General features: G+C 71.1%; 13 protein-coding genes. 1 reads left to right on the plus strand and 12 read right to left on the minus strand.

The genetic code is table 11. The annotated features are described in order from the left end of the window. Positions 1-6: 6 nt before the first annotated feature. Positions 7-1,617: a DHA2 family efflux MFS transporter permease subunit gene (locus ACU6RU_RS02915; RefSeq protein ID WP_446725856.1), complete on the plus strand. Its 1,611-nt coding sequence runs from the start codon at positions 7-9 to the stop codon at positions 1,615-1,617. On the opposite strand, the gene ACU6RU_RS02920 is transcribed toward ACU6RU_RS02915, so the two are convergent. The 12 genes from ACU6RU_RS02920 to ACU6RU_RS02975 all read right to left on the minus strand — a co-directional run bounded on the left by ACU6RU_RS02920 (position 1,601) and on the right by ACU6RU_RS02975 (position 16,582). Beyond that, positions 1,601-2,446: a transglutaminase family protein gene (locus tag ACU6RU_RS02920; RefSeq protein WP_120263549.1), complete on the minus strand. Its 846-nt coding sequence runs from the start codon at positions 2,444-2,446 to the stop codon at positions 1,601-1,603. The genes ACU6RU_RS02915 and ACU6RU_RS02920 overlap by 17 nt on opposite strands. Next, positions 2,443-3,375: an alpha-E domain-containing protein gene (locus ACU6RU_RS02925; protein WP_120263550.1), complete on the minus strand. Its 933-nt coding sequence runs from the start codon at positions 3,373-3,375 to the stop codon at positions 2,443-2,445. Before ACU6RU_RS02925 ends, ACU6RU_RS02920 begins: the two co-directional genes overlap by 4 nt. Continuing rightward, a complete protein-coding gene (locus ACU6RU_RS02930) occupies positions 3,369-5,033 on the minus strand; it encodes a circularly permuted type 2 ATP-grasp protein (RefSeq protein ID WP_120263551.1) in 1,665 nt (554 codons plus the stop codon). The genes ACU6RU_RS02925 and ACU6RU_RS02930 overlap by 7 nt, the downstream gene beginning before the upstream one ends. Before the next feature lie 184 nt (positions 5,034-5,217). Continuing rightward, entirely contained in the window at positions 5,218-6,711 is a 1,494-nt protein-coding gene (locus tag ACU6RU_RS02935; protein WP_446725857.1) for a cellulase family glycosylhydrolase, read from the minus strand. 58 nt (positions 6,712-6,769) lie between these two features. After that, complete coding sequence (locus ACU6RU_RS02940; protein WP_446725858.1) at positions 6,770-8,392, minus strand: FAD-dependent oxidoreductase; 1,623 nt, start codon at positions 8,390-8,392, stop codon at positions 6,770-6,772. Beyond that, positions 8,389-9,435 carry a LacI family DNA-binding transcriptional regulator gene (locus tag ACU6RU_RS02945; RefSeq protein ID WP_446725859.1) on the minus strand — a complete coding sequence of 349 codons (1,047 nt, stop codon included), beginning with the start codon at positions 9,433-9,435 and terminating at the stop codon, positions 8,389-8,391. Before ACU6RU_RS02945 ends, ACU6RU_RS02940 begins: the two co-directional genes overlap by 4 nt. Continuing rightward, positions 9,432-10,523: an ABC transporter ATP-binding protein gene (locus ACU6RU_RS02950; RefSeq protein ID WP_446725860.1), complete on the minus strand. Its 1,092-nt coding sequence runs from the start codon at positions 10,521-10,523 to the stop codon at positions 9,432-9,434. The genes ACU6RU_RS02945 and ACU6RU_RS02950 overlap by 4 nt, the downstream gene beginning before the upstream one ends. Then, positions 10,520-11,563, minus strand: coding sequence for an ABC transporter ATP-binding protein (locus ACU6RU_RS02955; protein WP_446725861.1), 1,044 nt, complete (start codon positions 11,561-11,563; stop codon positions 10,520-10,522). The genes ACU6RU_RS02950 and ACU6RU_RS02955 overlap by 4 nt, the downstream gene beginning before the upstream one ends. Before the next feature lies 1 nt (position 11,564). Continuing rightward, positions 11,565-12,485: an ABC transporter permease gene (locus tag ACU6RU_RS02960; protein WP_446725862.1), complete on the minus strand. Its 921-nt coding sequence runs from the start codon at positions 12,483-12,485 to the stop codon at positions 11,565-11,567. A gap of 1 nt (position 12,486) precedes the next feature. Continuing rightward, positions 12,487-13,566 (minus strand): ABC transporter permease, encoded by a 1,080-nt coding sequence (locus ACU6RU_RS02965; RefSeq protein WP_289330812.1) that lies wholly within the window; start codon positions 13,564-13,566, stop codon positions 12,487-12,489. Beyond that, complete coding sequence (locus tag ACU6RU_RS02970; protein WP_446725863.1) at positions 13,563-15,206, minus strand: ABC transporter substrate-binding protein; 1,644 nt, start codon at positions 15,204-15,206, stop codon at positions 13,563-13,565. Before ACU6RU_RS02970 ends, ACU6RU_RS02965 begins: the two co-directional genes overlap by 4 nt. A 251-nt stretch (positions 15,207-15,457) precedes the next feature. Next, complete coding sequence (locus tag ACU6RU_RS02975; protein ID WP_446725864.1) at positions 15,458-16,582, minus strand: aminotransferase class III-fold pyridoxal phosphate-dependent enzyme; 1,125 nt, start codon at positions 16,580-16,582, stop codon at positions 15,458-15,460. Positions 16,583-16,646: the final 64 nt, after the last annotated feature.

The raw sequence follows: 16,646 nt of genomic DNA on the forward strand, positions 1-16,646 counted from the left end.
GCAATCATGGTAGCTTCGGCACGCCGCCGGTGGGCGGGTCTCGTCTTCATCAGCATCGCGGTGGCGCTCATCATCGTGGACTCCACGATCGTAAACGTCGCCGTCCCCTCGATCGTCGACGACCTCGGCATCACCTCGACCCAGGTGCAGTGGGTGCAAGAGGCGTACACCCTCGTCTTCGCCTCGCTGCTGCTCGTCTTCGGCAGCATCGCCGATCGGGTCGGCCGCCGCCGGATGCTGCTGACAGGCGTCGTCGTCTTCGCGCTGGCCTCGGTCGGCGCGGCCCTCGCTTCGACCGGCGACCTGCTCATCCTCGCCCGCTTCGTGCAAGGCGTCGGCGGAGCGATGATCCTTCCGACCACGCTGTCGCTCCTGAACGCGACGTTCCGCGGCCGCGAACGCGGCATCGCCTTCGCCGTCTGGGGTTCGACGATCGGCGGCATGGCCGCCGTCGGGCCGCTGCTCGGCGGCTGGCTGACGACGACGTTCTCGTGGCACTGGGCCTTCGGCATCAACATCCCGCTCGGCATCCTCATCGTCGTGGGCGTCCTGCTGACGGTCGAGGAATCGCGCGGCGGCGCCGCGGGGATCGACGTCGTCGGGGCGATCCTGTCGGTCATCGCGATGGGCACGCTCGTCTTCGGCCTCATCGAGGGACGAAGCTACGGCTGGTGGACCGTCGACCAGCGCCCCGAGCTGTTCGGCGCGTCGTGGCCGTGGGATCTGTCCCCCGTGCCGGTCGCGTTCGTCATCTCGGCCGTCACGATCGCCGCCTTCGTCGTCTGGGGCGTGCGGCGCCGCCGCGCCGGGAAGCCCACGCTGCTCGCGTTCGGGCTCTTCGGCATCCCGTCGTTCCGCAACGGCAACCTCGCCGCCCTCGTCGTCGCGCTCGGCGAGTTCGGCATCATCCTGGCCCTCCCCCTGTGGCTCCAGTTCGCGCTCGGGTTCGAAGCCGTTCAGACGGGCCTCGTGCTGCTCGCCCTCGCCGCGGGCTCGTTCGTCGCGAGCGGGCTCGCCGGCGCCCTGTCGGGCAAGGTCGCACCCGTGTGGATCGTCCGCGCCGGCCTGGCCGCCGAGATCATCGGCGTCGGCGGGGTCGCCCTCGTCGTCGCCCCCGACGCCACCTGGGGCCCGCTCATCCCGGCGCTGTTCGTCTACGGCATCGGCGTCGGCCTCGCCACCGCGCAGCTGACCGGCGTCGTGCTCGCCGACGTCCCCGTCGCCGAGGGCGGGCAGGCATCCGGCACGCAGTCGACCGCTCGCCAGCTCGGCGCCGCGCTCGGCATCGCGATCCTCGGAACCATCCTGTTCTCGACCACATCGGGCGCCCTCACCGCGAAGCTCGACGACCGCGGCATCCCCGCCGAGCAGCGCGACCACGTGGTCAGCGCCGTCGTCGAGAGCGCGGGCGGCGCGATCGCGGGCCTGGCGGCCTCGCCGCAGACCGCCGACATCGCCACCGACGCGAAGGCCGCCCTCTCGGACGGCACCCGCGCCGCGAGCTTCGCCGCGGCGGGGTTCCTCGTGCTGGGCCTCGTGGCCACGACCTCCCTCGGCCGTGGCGCGCGCCGCGAGCAGGTCGAAGCGGATGCCGCGGAGGTCAAGCCTCGCGGGTGATCGTCACCGTCACGTGCAGCGCACTCTTGTACGGGCCCGCGAACACCCCGCGCAGCGGCGGGACGTCGTTGTAGTCGCGGCCCCGCCCGACGAGCACGTGCCGGTCGCTGATCTCGACGTTGTTGGTCGGGTCGAAGCCCTGCCAGTCGCCCGCGAACCACTCGATCCAGGCGTGCGACTCGCCCGTCACCGCGACGCCGACCTGGGCGTCGGGGTCGGGATGCAGGTAGCCCGAGACGTAACGCGCCGGGATGCCGACGCTGCGCAGTGCGCCGAGGGTGATGTGCGCGATGTCCTGGCAGACGCCCTTGCGCTCGGGCCACGACTCCGCGGCGGTGGAGTGCACCCCCGTGACGCCGGGCATGTACTCGACGGCATCCCCGATCGCGATCGCGATCGCGTGCGCGGCCGGGCCGGGCTCGTCGTGCGACGCCGCGATCTCGCGGGCGAGCTTGACGACCTCCGGATGCGGCGCCGTGCGGGCCGTCTGCCCGAGCTGCTCGACGGTGTGGATCGAGCGCGCGGTCTCGTCGGCGAGGTCCTCCCACGAGATCTGCCGGTGCTCGATCGGGCGGGGCCGCACCTCGACGAGCGAGCGGGCCGTGATCGCGAGTGAACGGTGCGCGGCGAGCACGTCGAACGCGGCGACGCGGGTGCCGAAGTAGTCGACGTAGTGGTTGACGGCGGTCGTGGGATCGATGTCGAGCTGCGAGCTCAGCACGAACTGACTATCGGTCGAGCTCGGCAGCATCCGCGCCTCGTTGTAGGAGGCGGCGACGTCGCCGGGGTAGGTGAACCCGGTCGTGTGCTCGATGCGCAGACGCTTCACGAGGTCTCTCCGATCCAGTTCGGCTCCGCGGCGGTGGGGAAGAAGCGACTGCGGATCGCCTCGGAGGCCTCACGGGTCACCTTCTGCACGTTGTCCATGTGCTCGGGCAGCTCCGAGAGGATCTCGCCCAACGGCCGGTACTCGAGATCGTTGCGGATGCGGCCGAGCGCGCGCAGCACGGCGTTGGAGTGCCCCACGCGGTCGGCGACGGGATCGATCGCGCTCATGCACTCCTCCGCCCGCTGGATCGAGTGGATGATCGAGCGCGGGAAGAGACGATCGAGCAGCAGGAACTCCGCCGCGTTGCGCGCGCTCGGCATGCCGCGGTAGGTGCGCAGGTATGCCTCGTACGCGCCGCAGGAGCGGAGGATCGTCGTCCACGACGGCCCGGACTCCTCGGTCAGCGACCGGGTCGCGAGCAGCCGAGCCGTCATATCGGTGCGCTCGATCGAGCGCCCCAGTGTGAAGAACTGCCAGGCCTCGTCGCGGCTCGTCGACGAGTCGGTGACGCCCACGGCGAGCGCCGCGCGCTCACGCACCCAGTGGAAGAACTCGTGCACCTTCTCGGCGTTCAGGCGCCGCGGCATCCGCGAATAGGTGGTGTTGAGGGTCTCCCACAGCTCGGTCGAGACGATCTCGCGCGCGCGGCGGGCGTTCTCTCGCGCCGATTGCAGCGAGTACGCGATGCTCGACGAATTGGTGCGGTCGACGGCGAGCCGGGTCAGCACGTCCTGGCGGGTCACGGTGTCGAGCCCCTCGGGCGGGAACGAGCCCATGACCGACAGGAGCGACCGACAGGCGGTGTCCTCGTCGATCCACGGGTCTTCCAGCAGCAGCTGCAGGTGCACGTCGAGGATGCGGGCGGTGCCGTCGCTCCGCTCGATGTAGCGTCCGATCCAGAACAGGCTCTCGGCGATGCGGCTCAGCACGTCGATCCCCCGGTCTGCTGCTGCTGTTCCTGCTGCTCGCTCAGGCCGCCGGGGTGGTCCTGCGGCGAGTGGGCGGGCTCGTCCTGCTCGTCGTAGATGATCGGGATCGCCTGGGTCGAGGCCTGATCGGCGACGAGCCCGGCGAGGTTCCCCTGGCTGTACTCGGCCGTGCGGGGCGCGTCGCCACCGACGACCCACGTGTCCTTCGAGCCGCCGCCCTGGCTGGAGTTGACGACGAGCTGGCCCTCCGGCAGCGCGACGCGGGTCAGCCCGCCCGGCAGCACCCACACCTCCTCGCCGTTGTTGACGGCGAAGGGTCGCAGGTCGGCGTGACGGGGGCGCATGCCGTCCTCGACGAGCGTGGGGATCGTCGAGAGCATGACGACCGGCTGGGCGATCCAGCCGCGCGGATCGGCGAGGAGCTTCTTGCGGAGCTTGTCGAGCTCGGCCGCAGAGGCGTCGGGGCCGACGACGAGCCCCTTGCCGCCCGAGCCGTCGACGGGTTTCACGACGAGCTCGTCGAGGCGGTCGAGCACCTCTTCGAGCGCGCCCGGATCTTCGAGCCGCCACGTGTCGACGTTCTTGAGGATCGGCTCCTCCGCGAGGTAGTAGCGGATGAGGTCGGGCACATAGGTGTAGAGCAGCTTGTCGTCGGCGACGCCGTTGCCCACGGCGTTCGCGATCGTGACGTTGCCCAGGCGCGCCGCGAGCATGAGCCCCGGAGCGCCCAGCATCGAGTCGGCGCGGAACTGCAGCGGATCGAGGAAGTCGTCGTCGACCCGGCGGTAGATCACGTCGACGCGCTGCGGACCTCGCGTGGTGCGCATGAACACCTTGCCGCCCGAGCAGACCAAGTCGCGGCCCTCGACCAGCTCGACGCCCATGAGGCGCGCGAGCAGCGTGTGCTCGAAGTACGCGGAGTTGTAGACGCCGGGGGTCAGCACGACGACGTTGGGGTCGTCGACTCCGGGCGGGGCCGAGGCGCGCAGCGCCTGCAGGAGCTTGTTCGGATAGTCGCCCACGGGCCGCACGCGCATCGAGACGAACAGCTCGGGCAGGGTCTGCGCCATCACCCGGCGGTTCGAGATGACGTAGCTGACACCCGAGGGCACACGCACGTTGTCTTCGAGCACGCGCATCTCGCCGTGCTCGTCGCGGATGAGGTCGATGCCCGAGACCTGGATGCGCACGCCGTTGGCGGAGCGGATGCCGGCGGCCTGGCGGTAGTAGTACTGCGACGAGGCGATGAGCTTCGCGGGCAGCACGCCGTCGCGGACGCAGAACTGGTGCCCGTACGCGTCGTCGAGGAACGCCTCCAGCGCGCGCACGCGCTGCTTCACGCCCGACTCGACATGCGACCATTCGTCGTAGTCGATCACCCGGGGCACGGCATCCAACGGGAACGGGCGCTCCTCGCCCGCGAAGTCGAAGGTGACGCCCTGCGCGAGGTACGAGCTCGCGAGCGACTCGGTGCGTCCGCGAAGCTCTTCCTGCGTCATCTGCGCGAGCGCCTGGTACAGCTCGCGGTACGCGGCGCGCGAGCTCCCGGGAGCCGGCATGGTGCCCGAGACCTCGAACATCTCGTCGTACGGCGGCACCCCCGACACGGTCTTGCGCGGCGTCAGCGTCGAGCCGTATCCGTCGAAGAGGTCACCCATGGATGCGAGCCTAATCCGGGCCGTGTTGCGTCAGTATTTCCGCCCCCGTTTCGCCCGCCGTGTTGACATCCGGCGCGGCGACGACGGCGATACATCCGTCGGACCGGTGGTGCCGGTGTCGTCCCGCCTGCGGCGGGAGCAGACACCAGCACCACCGGTCCTGCAGCTGTATCGCGGTGGGGCGTCAGCCGCGCACGGCGAGCTCGTAGACGCGGGCGATCTTGGCCTCGGTGGTCGAGGCGGAGGGGTTGGTGACCACGAGGCGCACCGCCTCGACCCCGTCGACCCCGATCGCGACCTCGCGCGCGGCCTGCGTGTTGCCGGTGACGGCGGCGACCTGCTGCCATCCCGCCGAGGTGCGCACCTCGACCGTGAAGTCGACGAGCACGACGCCGGTTCCGGCCCCGCCGCCGAACCCGCTGTAGACCCCGAGCGAACTGACCCGCTGCGGCGCGGCCAGCTCGATCGTCGCCGTCGGCGTCGCGTCGCCGACGGCCGAGAGCCACCGGCCCGCATCGGTGCAGTCGCCGTCGACGAGACGCGAGCCGGGGTAGGCGGCCGAGTACGTCGACGACACCGTGACCGTGGCCCCGAGACCGTCGTGCGAGGCGCACGGGGAGACGTTGGGCAGGCCGCCGAGCCAGTCCTTCACGAACTGCCCCTGGTGCTCGCCACCGAGGATGTTCCAGTCGTAGTCGAACATCTGCGGCTTCCAGAAATTGTCGAGGATCCACGCCTGCCACCCGATCCACGGACGGGCGTCGAGGTACGTGCGGAACGGCACGCCCCAGTTGGTGGTCGTGCCCGCGGTGATGCTGTCGGAGAACTCCCCCGGCGGGTTCCACCCGAACTCCGTGACGACGACGGGGATCTGCTGCGCGGCGTTGCCGAACTTGCTGTCGAGCAGCGCCGTCGTCGGCGCCCCCTGGTTGGGGTAGATGTGGAAGACGTACGCGATGTTGCCGCCCGCGATGGGGTCGCTCACGGCACCGTTGACGAACGTGCTCCACTGCGGCGAGCCCATCAGCAGGAGAGTGTCGGGCGCGGTCTCCCGGATGCCGTCGACGACCGGCTGGATGTAGGCCTTCCACGTCGACCAGCTCGCGGGGTTGATGGGCTCGTTGAAGACCTCGAACACGACGTTGGTCACGTCGCCGTACTGCGGCGCGATGTAGTCCCAGAAGCGCTCGACCGTCGAGCGCGGCACGGCGCCCGCCCCGTCGCCGTAGTCGCGGACGAGGTGCAGGTCGATGATGAGGTAGATGCCGAGATCGACGGCCTGCTGGACGTACGGCGCGATGTACTCGGCGTCGTAGGCGGCGAGGTCGGTGGTCGCGGAGATCTCGGTGACGGGCAGGCGCACGACCTTCGATCCCCAGGCCGCCGCGAGATCGATCATCTCGGAGGTCGGCCGCGAGTCGCAGTAGTCGCAGAGGTCGTTCTGCTCGGGGGCGAGCACCGACACCCCGCGCAGGGCGACGTCGGCTCCGGTGGCGTCGACGACGCGGTTCCCCTGCGTCGACAGGGCGGGGAGAGAGCCGTCGGCGACGGCTGCGGTGGGCGCGACCCACGCGAGGCCGGCGATGAGGGCGACCGCCGAGACGACGGCGCCGAGGCGTCGCCGCAGCCGGCCGCGCCGGCCTGAGGCGGAGTGGGGCGGGTGGGAGAGAGGGGGCATGGATCCGTCCTTCCTGACACGTGCGCCGGCCTCGTCGCCGACCCACGGTCCCGACGCGTCAGCGCGACGGGACGATTTCGCGGGCTCGTTCCCGCGGCTTCCAGTGGTGCGTGCGCACCTCTTCCGGCCAGCGCAGCGTGATCCCGAGACGGTCCGTCAGCACCCGGCGCAGGTCATCGAGCAGCCGCGGCTGGGCCCGGACCGCGCGCGGGGGAACCCGTTCGGCGAGCGCGACGGCAGCAAGCGCGGCGACGGCCTCGCCGATGCTCCATTCGACCGGATGCAGGCGGTAGCAGCCGTTGGTGATGTGGGTCGAGCCGATGTTCTTCGCGGCCGGCAGCAGGTTGTCGACGCGCACCGGCAGCAGTGCCCCCAGCGGGATCTGGAACGGGTACGACTCGATGTCGACGTAGGTGCGCCCGGCCGTCGAGGGATGCAGGTCGATGCGGTAATGCCCGAGCCCGACGCTGTCGTCGAACACGGCGCTGCCCGCCCCCGCGCCGCGGGCCTGCACGCCGACGTGCTGCTCGAGCACGCGGAACTCGGTCACCGCGCGTCGCGCCTCGCGGATGTAGACGCGGTCGGCGTACCCGTCGGCGGTGCCGGTGACGTCTCCGCGCAGGCGGAGCCCCGGGTAGCCCGTGCCGCCGTCGTGCCGCGGCGCCTCGGTCTGCATCCAGTACAGGAACGACTCCGACAGCTCGCGACTGGCTGCGCGTGCCCGGTCGGCCGCGGCGGCGTCGACGCCGAGGAGCGGTGCCTCCCAGTAGTCGATCTGCGGCCAGTTGACGAGTGTCACGTCGGAGATCCCACCGGTGAAGTTGTCGGCGGCGAGGACGCGCCGGTACCGCCACAGGTCGAACGGCACGTCGGGGGTGTCGACCTTCTGGAAGAGCGGCCGGGTGCGCTCGTGCAGCCCGATCGGCTCGATGTCGGTCCACGACAGCTGCGGGCCGGGCCAGAACGAGTCGACGTGCGTGCGCCAGTGCTCGTAGCGTGCGGGACGGTCGCCGACGTGATCCTCGCCCTCGCGGTGCTCGAGCGCGAAGCACCATGAGACCGCCTGCTGGTCCATCGGATCGGCGACGGCCGGAGCGTGCAGCTCGCCGGTGTCGTCGACGCCCTCGGCCCCGATGACGTGCTCGACGCGTGCGAGCTCGAGCAGGTCGCCGAGTTCCGTGGCATCCACCACGATCGGCGCTTCGAGCACCGTCTCCTCCCCCGTCCGGCTGCGGACGACCACGCCCTCGACCCGGTCGCGCACGACGTCGACGCCGACGGGCTCGTGGTCGCGGAGGATCCGCAGCCGGCCGGTCGCGAGCCACGGGGCGAGCATCTCGTCGATGACCGCGTCGGCGACGCGCGGCTCGTGGCAGAGCCGGCTGACGATGCCGCGCCCCGGGTTGAGGATCGGCTCGGCGGCGGCTTCCGCCGTGACGGGGTAGTTGCGGCGGTAGTAGTCGCGGACTCGGCGGCGGAACTCGGCGTAGCTCGGCGATGTCGTCGGCTGCTCGATCCAGGCGTGCTCGTCGGGCGGCACCGCCTGCGAGGTCAGCTGCCCGCCGAGCCTGCCCGACTCCTCTGTCAGCACGACACGCAGGCCCAGGCGGGTCGCGGTGATGGCCGCGGCTACGCCGCCGACGCCGCCTCCGATGATCAGCAGGTCGATCGGCTCGGTCATCCTCGGTCCTTTCTGACCTGTGCGACGGTGCCGCCGGCGACCACCTCGCACGCGACGAACGTGCTCTCGCGGGCGGCATCCGGGTCGTCCACCATCTCGATCAGGCGGTCGACGGCGATGCGGCCGATCTCCTGGCGCGGGATGCGGAGGTCGTCCCACCGCACGTCCCCGGCGCTCGTGTCTTCGAGGACGGCGACCGAGACCTCGCCCGGGATGTCGACCCCGCGCTCGATCAGCCGGTTGCGCAGCTCGCCCGCCACCCGCTCGCTCTCGGCGACGGCGGCGGTGCAGCGTCCGTCCACGAGCGCGGCGACGACTTCGTCGGGCACCCCCGCCCGGCCTTCGCGGTACCCGGGCGACGCGTCCGCGATGCCGAGACGCGTCACCGCCTCGGCATAGCCGGCGCGGCGGTCCTCGTACGGTTCGACGTCCATCGAGTCGCGCAGGTACGCGAGGGTGCGATGGCCGAGGGCGTGCAGGCGTTCGACGATCCCGGAGGCCGCCGCACGGTAGTCGGGGATGATGCACGGGATGTCGGCGCCGGGGACGTCGCGGCGACCGATGTGGATGAAGGGGTACCCCTCCCGCCAGAGCTTGGCGAGCTCGTCGCGGTCGGGCGAGACGCCCAGCAGCACGCTGCCGTCGGCGATGCGCAGCCGGTTCGTCTCGTCGCGGTAGATCCGCCGCCCGCCGGCGCCGTCACCGGTGGAGCTGAACAGCACGAGATCGTGCCCCGTCTCTTCGGCGCGCTGCTCGATGCCGAGCAGGAACTCGACGTAGAAGCCCTCGCGGGCGTTGGGGAAGAGCGGCTCGAACGTGTGGACCCCCAGCAACTGCGTGCGGGAGCCCCGGAGGTTGCGGGCGACGGGGTTGGGGACGTAGCCGAGCTCGGCGATCGCCTCGTGGATGCGCTGCCGCGTCTCGTCGGGGATACGCGCGGCATCGCCGCTGATCACGCGTGACACCGCCGACTGCGACACCCCGGCGAGTCGGGCCACGTCGGACTGGCGGATCGAGCGCGGGCGGGTGCTGGGCGTGGTCACGGGACCTCCTCGGTCAGGGTGCGGGAGACGAGCTGCGTCATCGATGATCCGGCGAGCTCGTGCCCGCGACCGACGTCGTGCAGCCAGCAGTCTGCGCCATGGTCGGGCCCGACGGTGATCCGGGGCGGACGCGTCGTGCGGCACTGCTCCATCGCGAACGGGCATCGCGGATGGAAGCGGCATCCGCTGGGCGGGTCGATGAGGCTCGGTGGCTCGCCCAGGTCGTCGGCCGATCCGAAGACGGCGTCGCGATCGCGGTCGGGGTCGCCCTGCGGGTCGGGCGAGGACTCGATGAGCAGCTTCGTGTACGGATGCTGCGGATCGGCGATCACCGCCTCTTTCGGGCCCATCTCGACGATGCGTCCCGCGTACATCACCACGATGTCGTCGCAGAGGTAACGCGCGCTCGCGATGTCGTGGGTGATGTAGAGCAGTGCGAGACCGTCTTCGCGGCGGAGGCGGTCGAGCAGGTTCAGCATCTCGAGCCGGATCGAGACGTCGAGCATCGAGATCGGCTCGTCGCCGAGCAGGACCCGCGGCTCGACGGCGAGGGCTCGGGCGATCACCACGCGCTGGCGCTGGCCGCCCGACAGCTCGTGCGGGAACTTCTCGAGGTAGTCGTCGGCAGGCGTGAGTGCGACGCGTTCCAGCAGTTCCCGCGCCCGGCCGAGCCGCTCGGCGCGGGAGAGCCCGCGGTGGTGCAGCCGGATCGCCCGGTCGATGTTGTGCCGCACGCGGTGCAGCGGGTTGAGCGACCCGAAGGGGTCTTGGAAGATCAGCTGGACGGCCTTGCGGTAGGCGAGCTCGGCCTGACCGGTCGGGCGGTCGACGGGGCGGCCCTCGAGACGGATGGTGCCCGAGGTGGGCTCGTAGAAGCGCGCGAGCAGCCGCGCGAGCGTCGTCTTGCCGCTGCCGCTCTCGCCGACCACGGCTGTGACGCGTCCCGGGACGAGCCGCAGGGTGATGTCCTCCACCGCGTGCACGGTCGCCTTCGCGCCGAGCCCCGAGGTGACGGTGAAGTGCTTCGTGACGCCGACGGCCTCGAGCACAGGTGGCGTCGTGGGCTCGGTCGTGGTGGATTCGGTCATGACCCGACCTCCTCGGGTTCGCGCAGATGGCAGGCGACGGATCGCTCGCCGTGCGGGGCGAGCAGCGGCAACTCGGACCGGCAGCGGTCGAACGCGTGGGCGCAGCGCGGCGCGAACGGGCAGCCGGCGGGCAGCAGACGCAGGTCGGGGGGCGTTCCCGGAATGCCCTCGAGACGCTCGATCGGGGCGTGCAACGGCGGGAAGGAGTCGCGCAGCCCCTGCGTGTACGGATGCAGCGGCGAGCGATAGATCTCGCGCGACGCGGCGAGCTCGACGATGCGGCCCGCGTACATGACGGCGATGCGGTCGGCGAGCTCGAGCAGCAGCGACAGGTCGTGCGTCACGAACACGACGGCGAATCCGAGCTCGCGGCGCAGCCGCAGAACCTGGGCGAGGATCTGGCGCTGCATCACGACGTCGACCGCCGTCGTCGGCTCGTCCATCACCACGAGCTCGGGCCGGCAGGCGAGGGCCAGCGCGATGGTCGCGCGCTGCCGCATCCCGCCCGACAGCTCGTGCGGGAAGCTCCGCGCACGGTCGGCCGAGATTCCGACGAGCCCGAGCAGCCGACGCGCCTCGTCCCAGGCCGCGGCCCGGCTCATCGAGCGGTCGTGCGTGCGCAGCACGTCGACGAACTGCTCTCCGACGCGGGTGACGGGGTTGAGGGCATCCATCGCGCTCTGCAGCACGATCGACATCCGCGTCCAGCGCAGTCCCCGCAGCCGCCGCGGGGTGAGCTGCACGAGATCGATCCCGGCGCCGCCCTCGCGGGGGTGGTAGACCACGCTCCCCGCCGTCGTGACGGCCGGGGGCCGCTGCAGCCGGGTGAGCGCGGTGATGAGCGTCGACTTGCCCGACCCCGACTCGCCCACGACCCCGAGGATCTCGCCCCGGTGCAGATCGAAGGTGACGTCGGCGCACGCACGCACGGCGCCCGTGGCACCGGCGTACTCGACCGTGAGCCCCCGCACTTCGAGCAGGACATCCGAGCCCGCGGCATCCGAGGGCGCATCCGGTCGTCTCTCCTGGATCATCGTCATGTCATGCCCTCTCTGCGCCGGTCGACTCGAGCACGGCGGCCTCACGGCGCACCGAGGCGGTGCGCTTGGCGACCCGCCGGCTCGCCGCCCGGAGCTTGGGGTTGGCGAGCTCGTCGACGCCGAAGTTGATGAGCGCGGCCGCCGTGCCCACGAGGGCGATGCACAGGCCCGGCGGCACGAACCACCACCACAGCCCGCGCAGCACCGCGCTCTGCTGCTGCGCGGCCTGGATCATCGTGCCCCAGCTGATCGCCGACGAATCGGAGACCCCGAGGAAGGCGAGCCCGGCCTCGGCCATGACCGCGCCGATGAGGCCGCCGAGGAACATCGACGCGATCCAGCCGTAGAGGTGCGGCAGCACCTCGACGAAGATGAGGCGGCGGTGCGGCTCGCCCAGCATCCGCATGGCCTGCACGAAGTCACGGTTGCGCACGCTCATCGCCTGCGCACGGAGCGTGCGCGCGCCTCCCGCCCAACCGAACACCCCGATGATGATCGCGATCATGACCAGGCCCGTTCCCTGCAGGTAGCCGGCGACGACGAAGATCAACGGCAGCACCGGCATGACGAGGAAGATGTTGGTGAGGAAGTTCAGCAGGTTGCCCGTCGTGCCGCCGAAGTAGCCCGCGGGCACCCCCACGACGATCGCGATCGCGGTGCCGATGGCGGCACCGAGGAACCCGACGAACATCGAGCCTCGGGCGCCCTCGATGACCTGGGCGAGCACGTCCTGCCCGAACTGGGTCGTGCCGAGCGGATGCGCGGCGCTCGGGGGCGCGGCGATCGCCGAGATGTCGTTGGCGCGGGCGTCGAGGCCGAGCGCCGACAGCAGCACGGGGCCGAGCAGGGCGAGCAGCACGAAGAACGCCAGCACGACGACTCCGAAGAGGACCTTGCCGTTGCGGAGCAGGGAGGCGCGCATGTCAGCTCTCCTCTCGGACGCGAGGATCGAGCCACACGTAGAGCGAGTCGGCGATGAGGTTCGCCAGCAGGACGGTGAGGGTCACGAGCAGGAACACGCCCTGCATGACCGGGTAGTCGCGCTTCTGCAGCGCGGAGAACAGCAGGTACCCGATGCCCGGGTAGCTGAAGACGATCTCGGTCAGCAGCGCCCCGCCGACCACGCCGCCGAGCGCCATCGCGAAGCCGGTGAACTGCGGCAGCATCGCGTTGCGGGCCGCATACCGCCAGCGCACGCGCGCGGGCGAGAGGCCCTTGGCCTGAGCGAGGAGCACGTAGTCCTCGCGCACCGTCGTGACGGTCATGTTGCGCATGCCCAGCATCCATCCCCCGAACGCCGAGAAGATGATCGTCAGCGCGGGCAGCGCGCCGTACTGCATGACGCTCAGCACGAACGCGGGCTCGAGCGAGATCGGGAGGTTCGGGTCGTACCCGCCCGAGAGCGGGAACCAGCCGAGGACGAAGCCGAACAGCCACAGGGCCAGCAGGGCGATCCAGAAGTAGGGCACCGACGAGACGAAGGTGATGAGCGGCGTCATGATCGAGTCGAACCGCGACCCGGCCCGCCATCCGACCGCGACTCCGAGCATCGTGCCGAGCACGAACGAGATGACCGTCGTCGTGCCCACGAGCAGGAGCGTCCACGGCAGGCCTGCGCCGACGAGGTCGGCGACCGGCACCGGGAAGTTCGAGATCGACACCCCGAGGTCGAATCGCGCCAGCTGGCCGATGTAGGCCCCGTACTGCTCGAACAGGTTCTGGTCGGGATTGCCGAAGAGGCCGCGGATCGACACGAGCGCCTCCGGCGCCAGGGCCTGACCGCTCACCCGCTCGAGCTGGTCGATGATCGCCGCCGACGGGTCACCGGGCATGAGGCGCGGGATGACGAAGTTCAACGTGATCGCCGACCAGGCCGCGACCAGGTAGAACCCGAGGCGCTTGAGGAGGAAGGCGCCGCTGCGCCGACGGGGCTTCCGGCGCGCCGAGACCTCGGCCAGAGCCGTCGTCGTCGTGGGCGTGGGAGCCCCGCCGAGCGCGGTCATGACGCGGGCTTCAGCGAGAGCAGGGTGCGGACGGTGTCGGGCCCGAGGCTCGGGAAGGGCACCGCGTCGAAGTCGTCGGGCGTCGGCCAGCCGGTCCAGTGCGTCGCGTTGACGTCGACGAACCAGTACGAGTTGTACAGCGGGCTGAAGGGAACCTCGTCGACGACGATCCGCTGCATCTCCTGTCCGAGCGAGCGGAGCGTCTCCTCGTCTGCCGCCCGGGTCATATCCGACAGGATGCGGTCGGTCTCGGGGTCGTTCCAGCGTCCGATGTTGGTCGCGGCCGCGGTACCGAGCGGTTCGACGTACCGGCTGTCGAGGAAGCCGTAGACGCCGTAGACCCCGGCACCGCCGGTCGTGGCGATCGTCAGGTCGAAGTCGCCCGTCTTCTGCTGGTCGTAGAGGGTCGCCCCCGGAGCCCCGGCCGGGGCCACCGAGATGCCCAGCACCGACTTCCAGCTGTTGATCATGATGTCGGCGTAGGCGTTCCACCCGAAGTCCTGGTTGAACGACAGCCGGGGCGAGTACCGCTGCCCGTCCTTCTCCAGAGCGCCGTCGACGACCGTGAAGCCGGATGCCGCGAGCGCGGCCTGCGCGGCGGCGGCATCCACATCCTGCACGACACCGCGATACTCCGGAGCGATCCAGTCGGCGTAGATCTGGTCGACGAGGCCCGTCGGGCCGGCCTCGGTGCCCGGCCGGTTGAGCGTCGCGGTGATGTCCGAGCGTGGGATCGACAGCGCGAGTGCCCGCCGCAGGTCGGCGTTGTCGAAGGGCGGCTGCGCGGTGTTGTACATCATCGAGTAGGCCCCGCCCGTCGCGTAGAGCTGGTACAGGTTCGTCTCGGGGTTCTGCGCGACGAACTCCTCCTCCGCACCCGCCCACGATGCCGGCGCCCAGTCGACGTCGCCGCGGAGCAGCTGCGCCTTGACCGCCTCGCCGTTCGTCGCGAGCACCTTGAGGTAGGTCATGGGCATCTGCCCGCCCCAGTAGTCGTCGCGCGCCTTGAGCGTCACCTGCTGGGCCGCGAACGCATCGACCGTGAAGGGGCCCGTGCCCACCGGGTCGGGGTTCGTCCAGCTCATGAGGTCCTGGTCGCGCCTGATGTGCTCGGGAACGACCGGCAGCGAGCTCGAGGCGAACTGGTTGAGCGCGGCGAACGAGGGCTCGGCGAAGTCGACCTGAACCGTGTCGTCGTCGATCTTGCTCACCGCCTCATAGGTCACGCCCGCGAGGTTGAGCTCGGGCCGCTCGAGCGGGAGCGAGAGCGAATAGACGACGTCGTCGGCATCCATCGTCTCGCCGTCCGAGAACGTGACGTCCGGGCGCAGCTCGATCGTGAGAGCCGTGCCGGCCTCGTCGAACTGCAGCGATTCGGCGAGCCACGGCTCGACGACGGCGCCGTTGGCGTAGTCGATGCGAGCGAGCGGCTCGTAGATCAGCTCGGCGTTGGGGGCCTTCTCGGTCGCGGGACCGAGGACGTTGTAGTTGCGGACGTAGGTCGTACCGCCGTCGGACTTGCCGTAGATCAGCGTGTCGGCTCGGGCGGCGGTGTTCGTAGCGGTGCCCGGCGTGCAGGCGGCCAGAGCGAGCGCCGCGGTCGCGAGGGCGGCAGCGGCGGCGATTCGGGAAGTGCGCATTCCGGTCTCCTGTGACGTGGCGTGCGGTTTCGGCGGTCATACGTATGAGCGCCGATCCGTAAAAAAACAACGGTGTGCTTCTACGTATGACCAGCACGGTAGCGGGCGGGGCGCGACGGTGTCAACGGTCATTTCCGTGGCGGTGGCGACACACCTGTCAGAGTCGCGGGGCCGGTGGTGCTCAGCGCGCGATGCGAAGCATCACCAGCACCACCGGTCCTGCAGATGTATCGCGACGTGATGCGACAGGGTCAGGCCGCGAGCACGACCCGCAGCTGCTCGATCGCCCAGTCGAGCTCGGTCGCCCGGACGACCAGCGGTGGAGCCAGCACGACCGTCGCGTCACCCACGACGTCGACCAGCAGGCCGCGCGCGACGAGTCGCCGAGCGACCTCGGCCGCCGTCACGACCTCGGGGTCGACGTCGACGCCCGCCCAGACACCCGCGGTGCGGACGCCGACGGCCCCGGCTCCCACGAGCACCTCGATCCGCGCGGCCAGGTGCTCGGCGAGCGCGCGGGCCCGGTTCTGCAGCTCGCCCGCCTCGAGCATCTCGACCACGCGGTGCGCGATGGCGCTCGCGAGCGGAGACACCGGCACCGGTGCCGTTGCTTCACCGAGCAGCGCTCGGCTTCCGACGACGGCAGCGACGGGAATGATGCCTCCGCCGAGCGCCGGCCCGATCACCCGGAGATCGGGGGCCTCGCCCTCCCCGCCGAGCGCGACGGTGTCGCCGAGCCGGCCGAGGCCGCTGCGCGTCTCGTCGAGGATCAGGATGACCCCGCGGTCGGCACACGCCCGTCGCGCGGCCGCGAGATAGCCCGCGGGCGCGGCGATGACGCCTGCGGCGGCCTGCACGGGTTCGAGGACGACGGCGCCGACGGTGCCGTCCAGCGCCGCGACGAGAGCGTCGATGTCACCGAAGGGCACCGTGGCCGCGCCGGATGCCGCGAACTCGGGGTGCGAGCCGGCCGCGACGACGACGTTCCCCCGCTCCCCCGCGCCGAGCGCGATCTCGACGGCGGCTCGGAGCGCGTCGGGCCCGGTGGCAGCCGGAAGCACCGCCTCAGCGCCGAGCACGGCAGCGAGCGCGTCGGCGAATCCGTCCGTACGGTCGTCGGCGACGACCGCGCTCCTCGCCGTCAACCGCCCGAGCTGCTCGGTCGCGACGGCGAGCAGGGCGGGATGCCGGTGCCCGAAGGTGAGCGCCGGGTCGCCGGTCAGGTCGAGGTAGCGACGCCCCTCGACGTCGGTCATCCACGCCCCGTCGCCCGTCGCGACCATGACCGGCAGCAGGGGCGGCTTTCCCGCGAGGACATGCACAGGGGCTCCCGCCTCGCGTGCATCGGGCGTCGGGTGGTGGTCGGCGAACGTCATTCGGGCTCCTGGCTTCGGCGGTCGCGCACGCGGCGGCGGGTCGCCGGGCGGCCGGCACCCATTC

The sequence above is a fragment of the Microbacterium sp. F1-18 genome, from assembly GCF_052921305.1.

What these genes read in the sequence shown, in the direction of transcription:
- ACU6RU_RS02915 (WP_446725856.1), top strand. Translation starts at nt 7, where the DNA reads ATGGTAGCTTCGGCACGCCGCCGGTGGGCGGGTCTCGTCTTCATCAGC.
- ACU6RU_RS02930 (WP_120263551.1), bottom strand. Translation starts at nt 5,033, where the DNA reads ATGGGTGACCTCTTCGACGGATACGGCTCGACGCTGACGCCGCGCAAG.
- ACU6RU_RS02935 (WP_446725857.1), bottom strand. Translation starts at nt 6,711, where the DNA reads ATGCCCCCTCTCTCCCACCCGCCCCACTCCGCCTCAGGCCGGCGCGGC.
- ACU6RU_RS02940 (WP_446725858.1), bottom strand. Translation starts at nt 8,392, where the DNA reads ATGACCGAGCCGATCGACCTGCTGATCATCGGAGGCGGCGTCGGCGGC.
- ACU6RU_RS02950 (WP_446725860.1), bottom strand. Translation starts at nt 10,523, where the DNA reads ATGACCGAATCCACCACGACCGAGCCCACGACGCCACCTGTGCTCGAG.
- ACU6RU_RS02955 (WP_446725861.1), bottom strand. Translation starts at nt 11,563, where the DNA reads ATGACGATGATCCAGGAGAGACGACCGGATGCGCCCTCGGATGCCGCG.
- ACU6RU_RS02960 (WP_446725862.1), bottom strand. Translation starts at nt 12,485, where the DNA reads ATGCGCGCCTCCCTGCTCCGCAACGGCAAGGTCCTCTTCGGAGTCGTC.
- ACU6RU_RS02965 (WP_289330812.1), bottom strand. Translation starts at nt 13,566, where the DNA reads ATGACCGCGCTCGGCGGGGCTCCCACGCCCACGACGACGACGGCTCTG.
- ACU6RU_RS02970 (WP_446725863.1), bottom strand. Translation starts at nt 15,206, where the DNA reads ATGCGCACTTCCCGAATCGCCGCCGCTGCCGCCCTCGCGACCGCGGCG.
- ACU6RU_RS02975 (WP_446725864.1), bottom strand. Translation starts at nt 16,582, where the DNA reads ATGACGTTCGCCGACCACCACCCGACGCCCGATGCACGCGAGGCGGGA.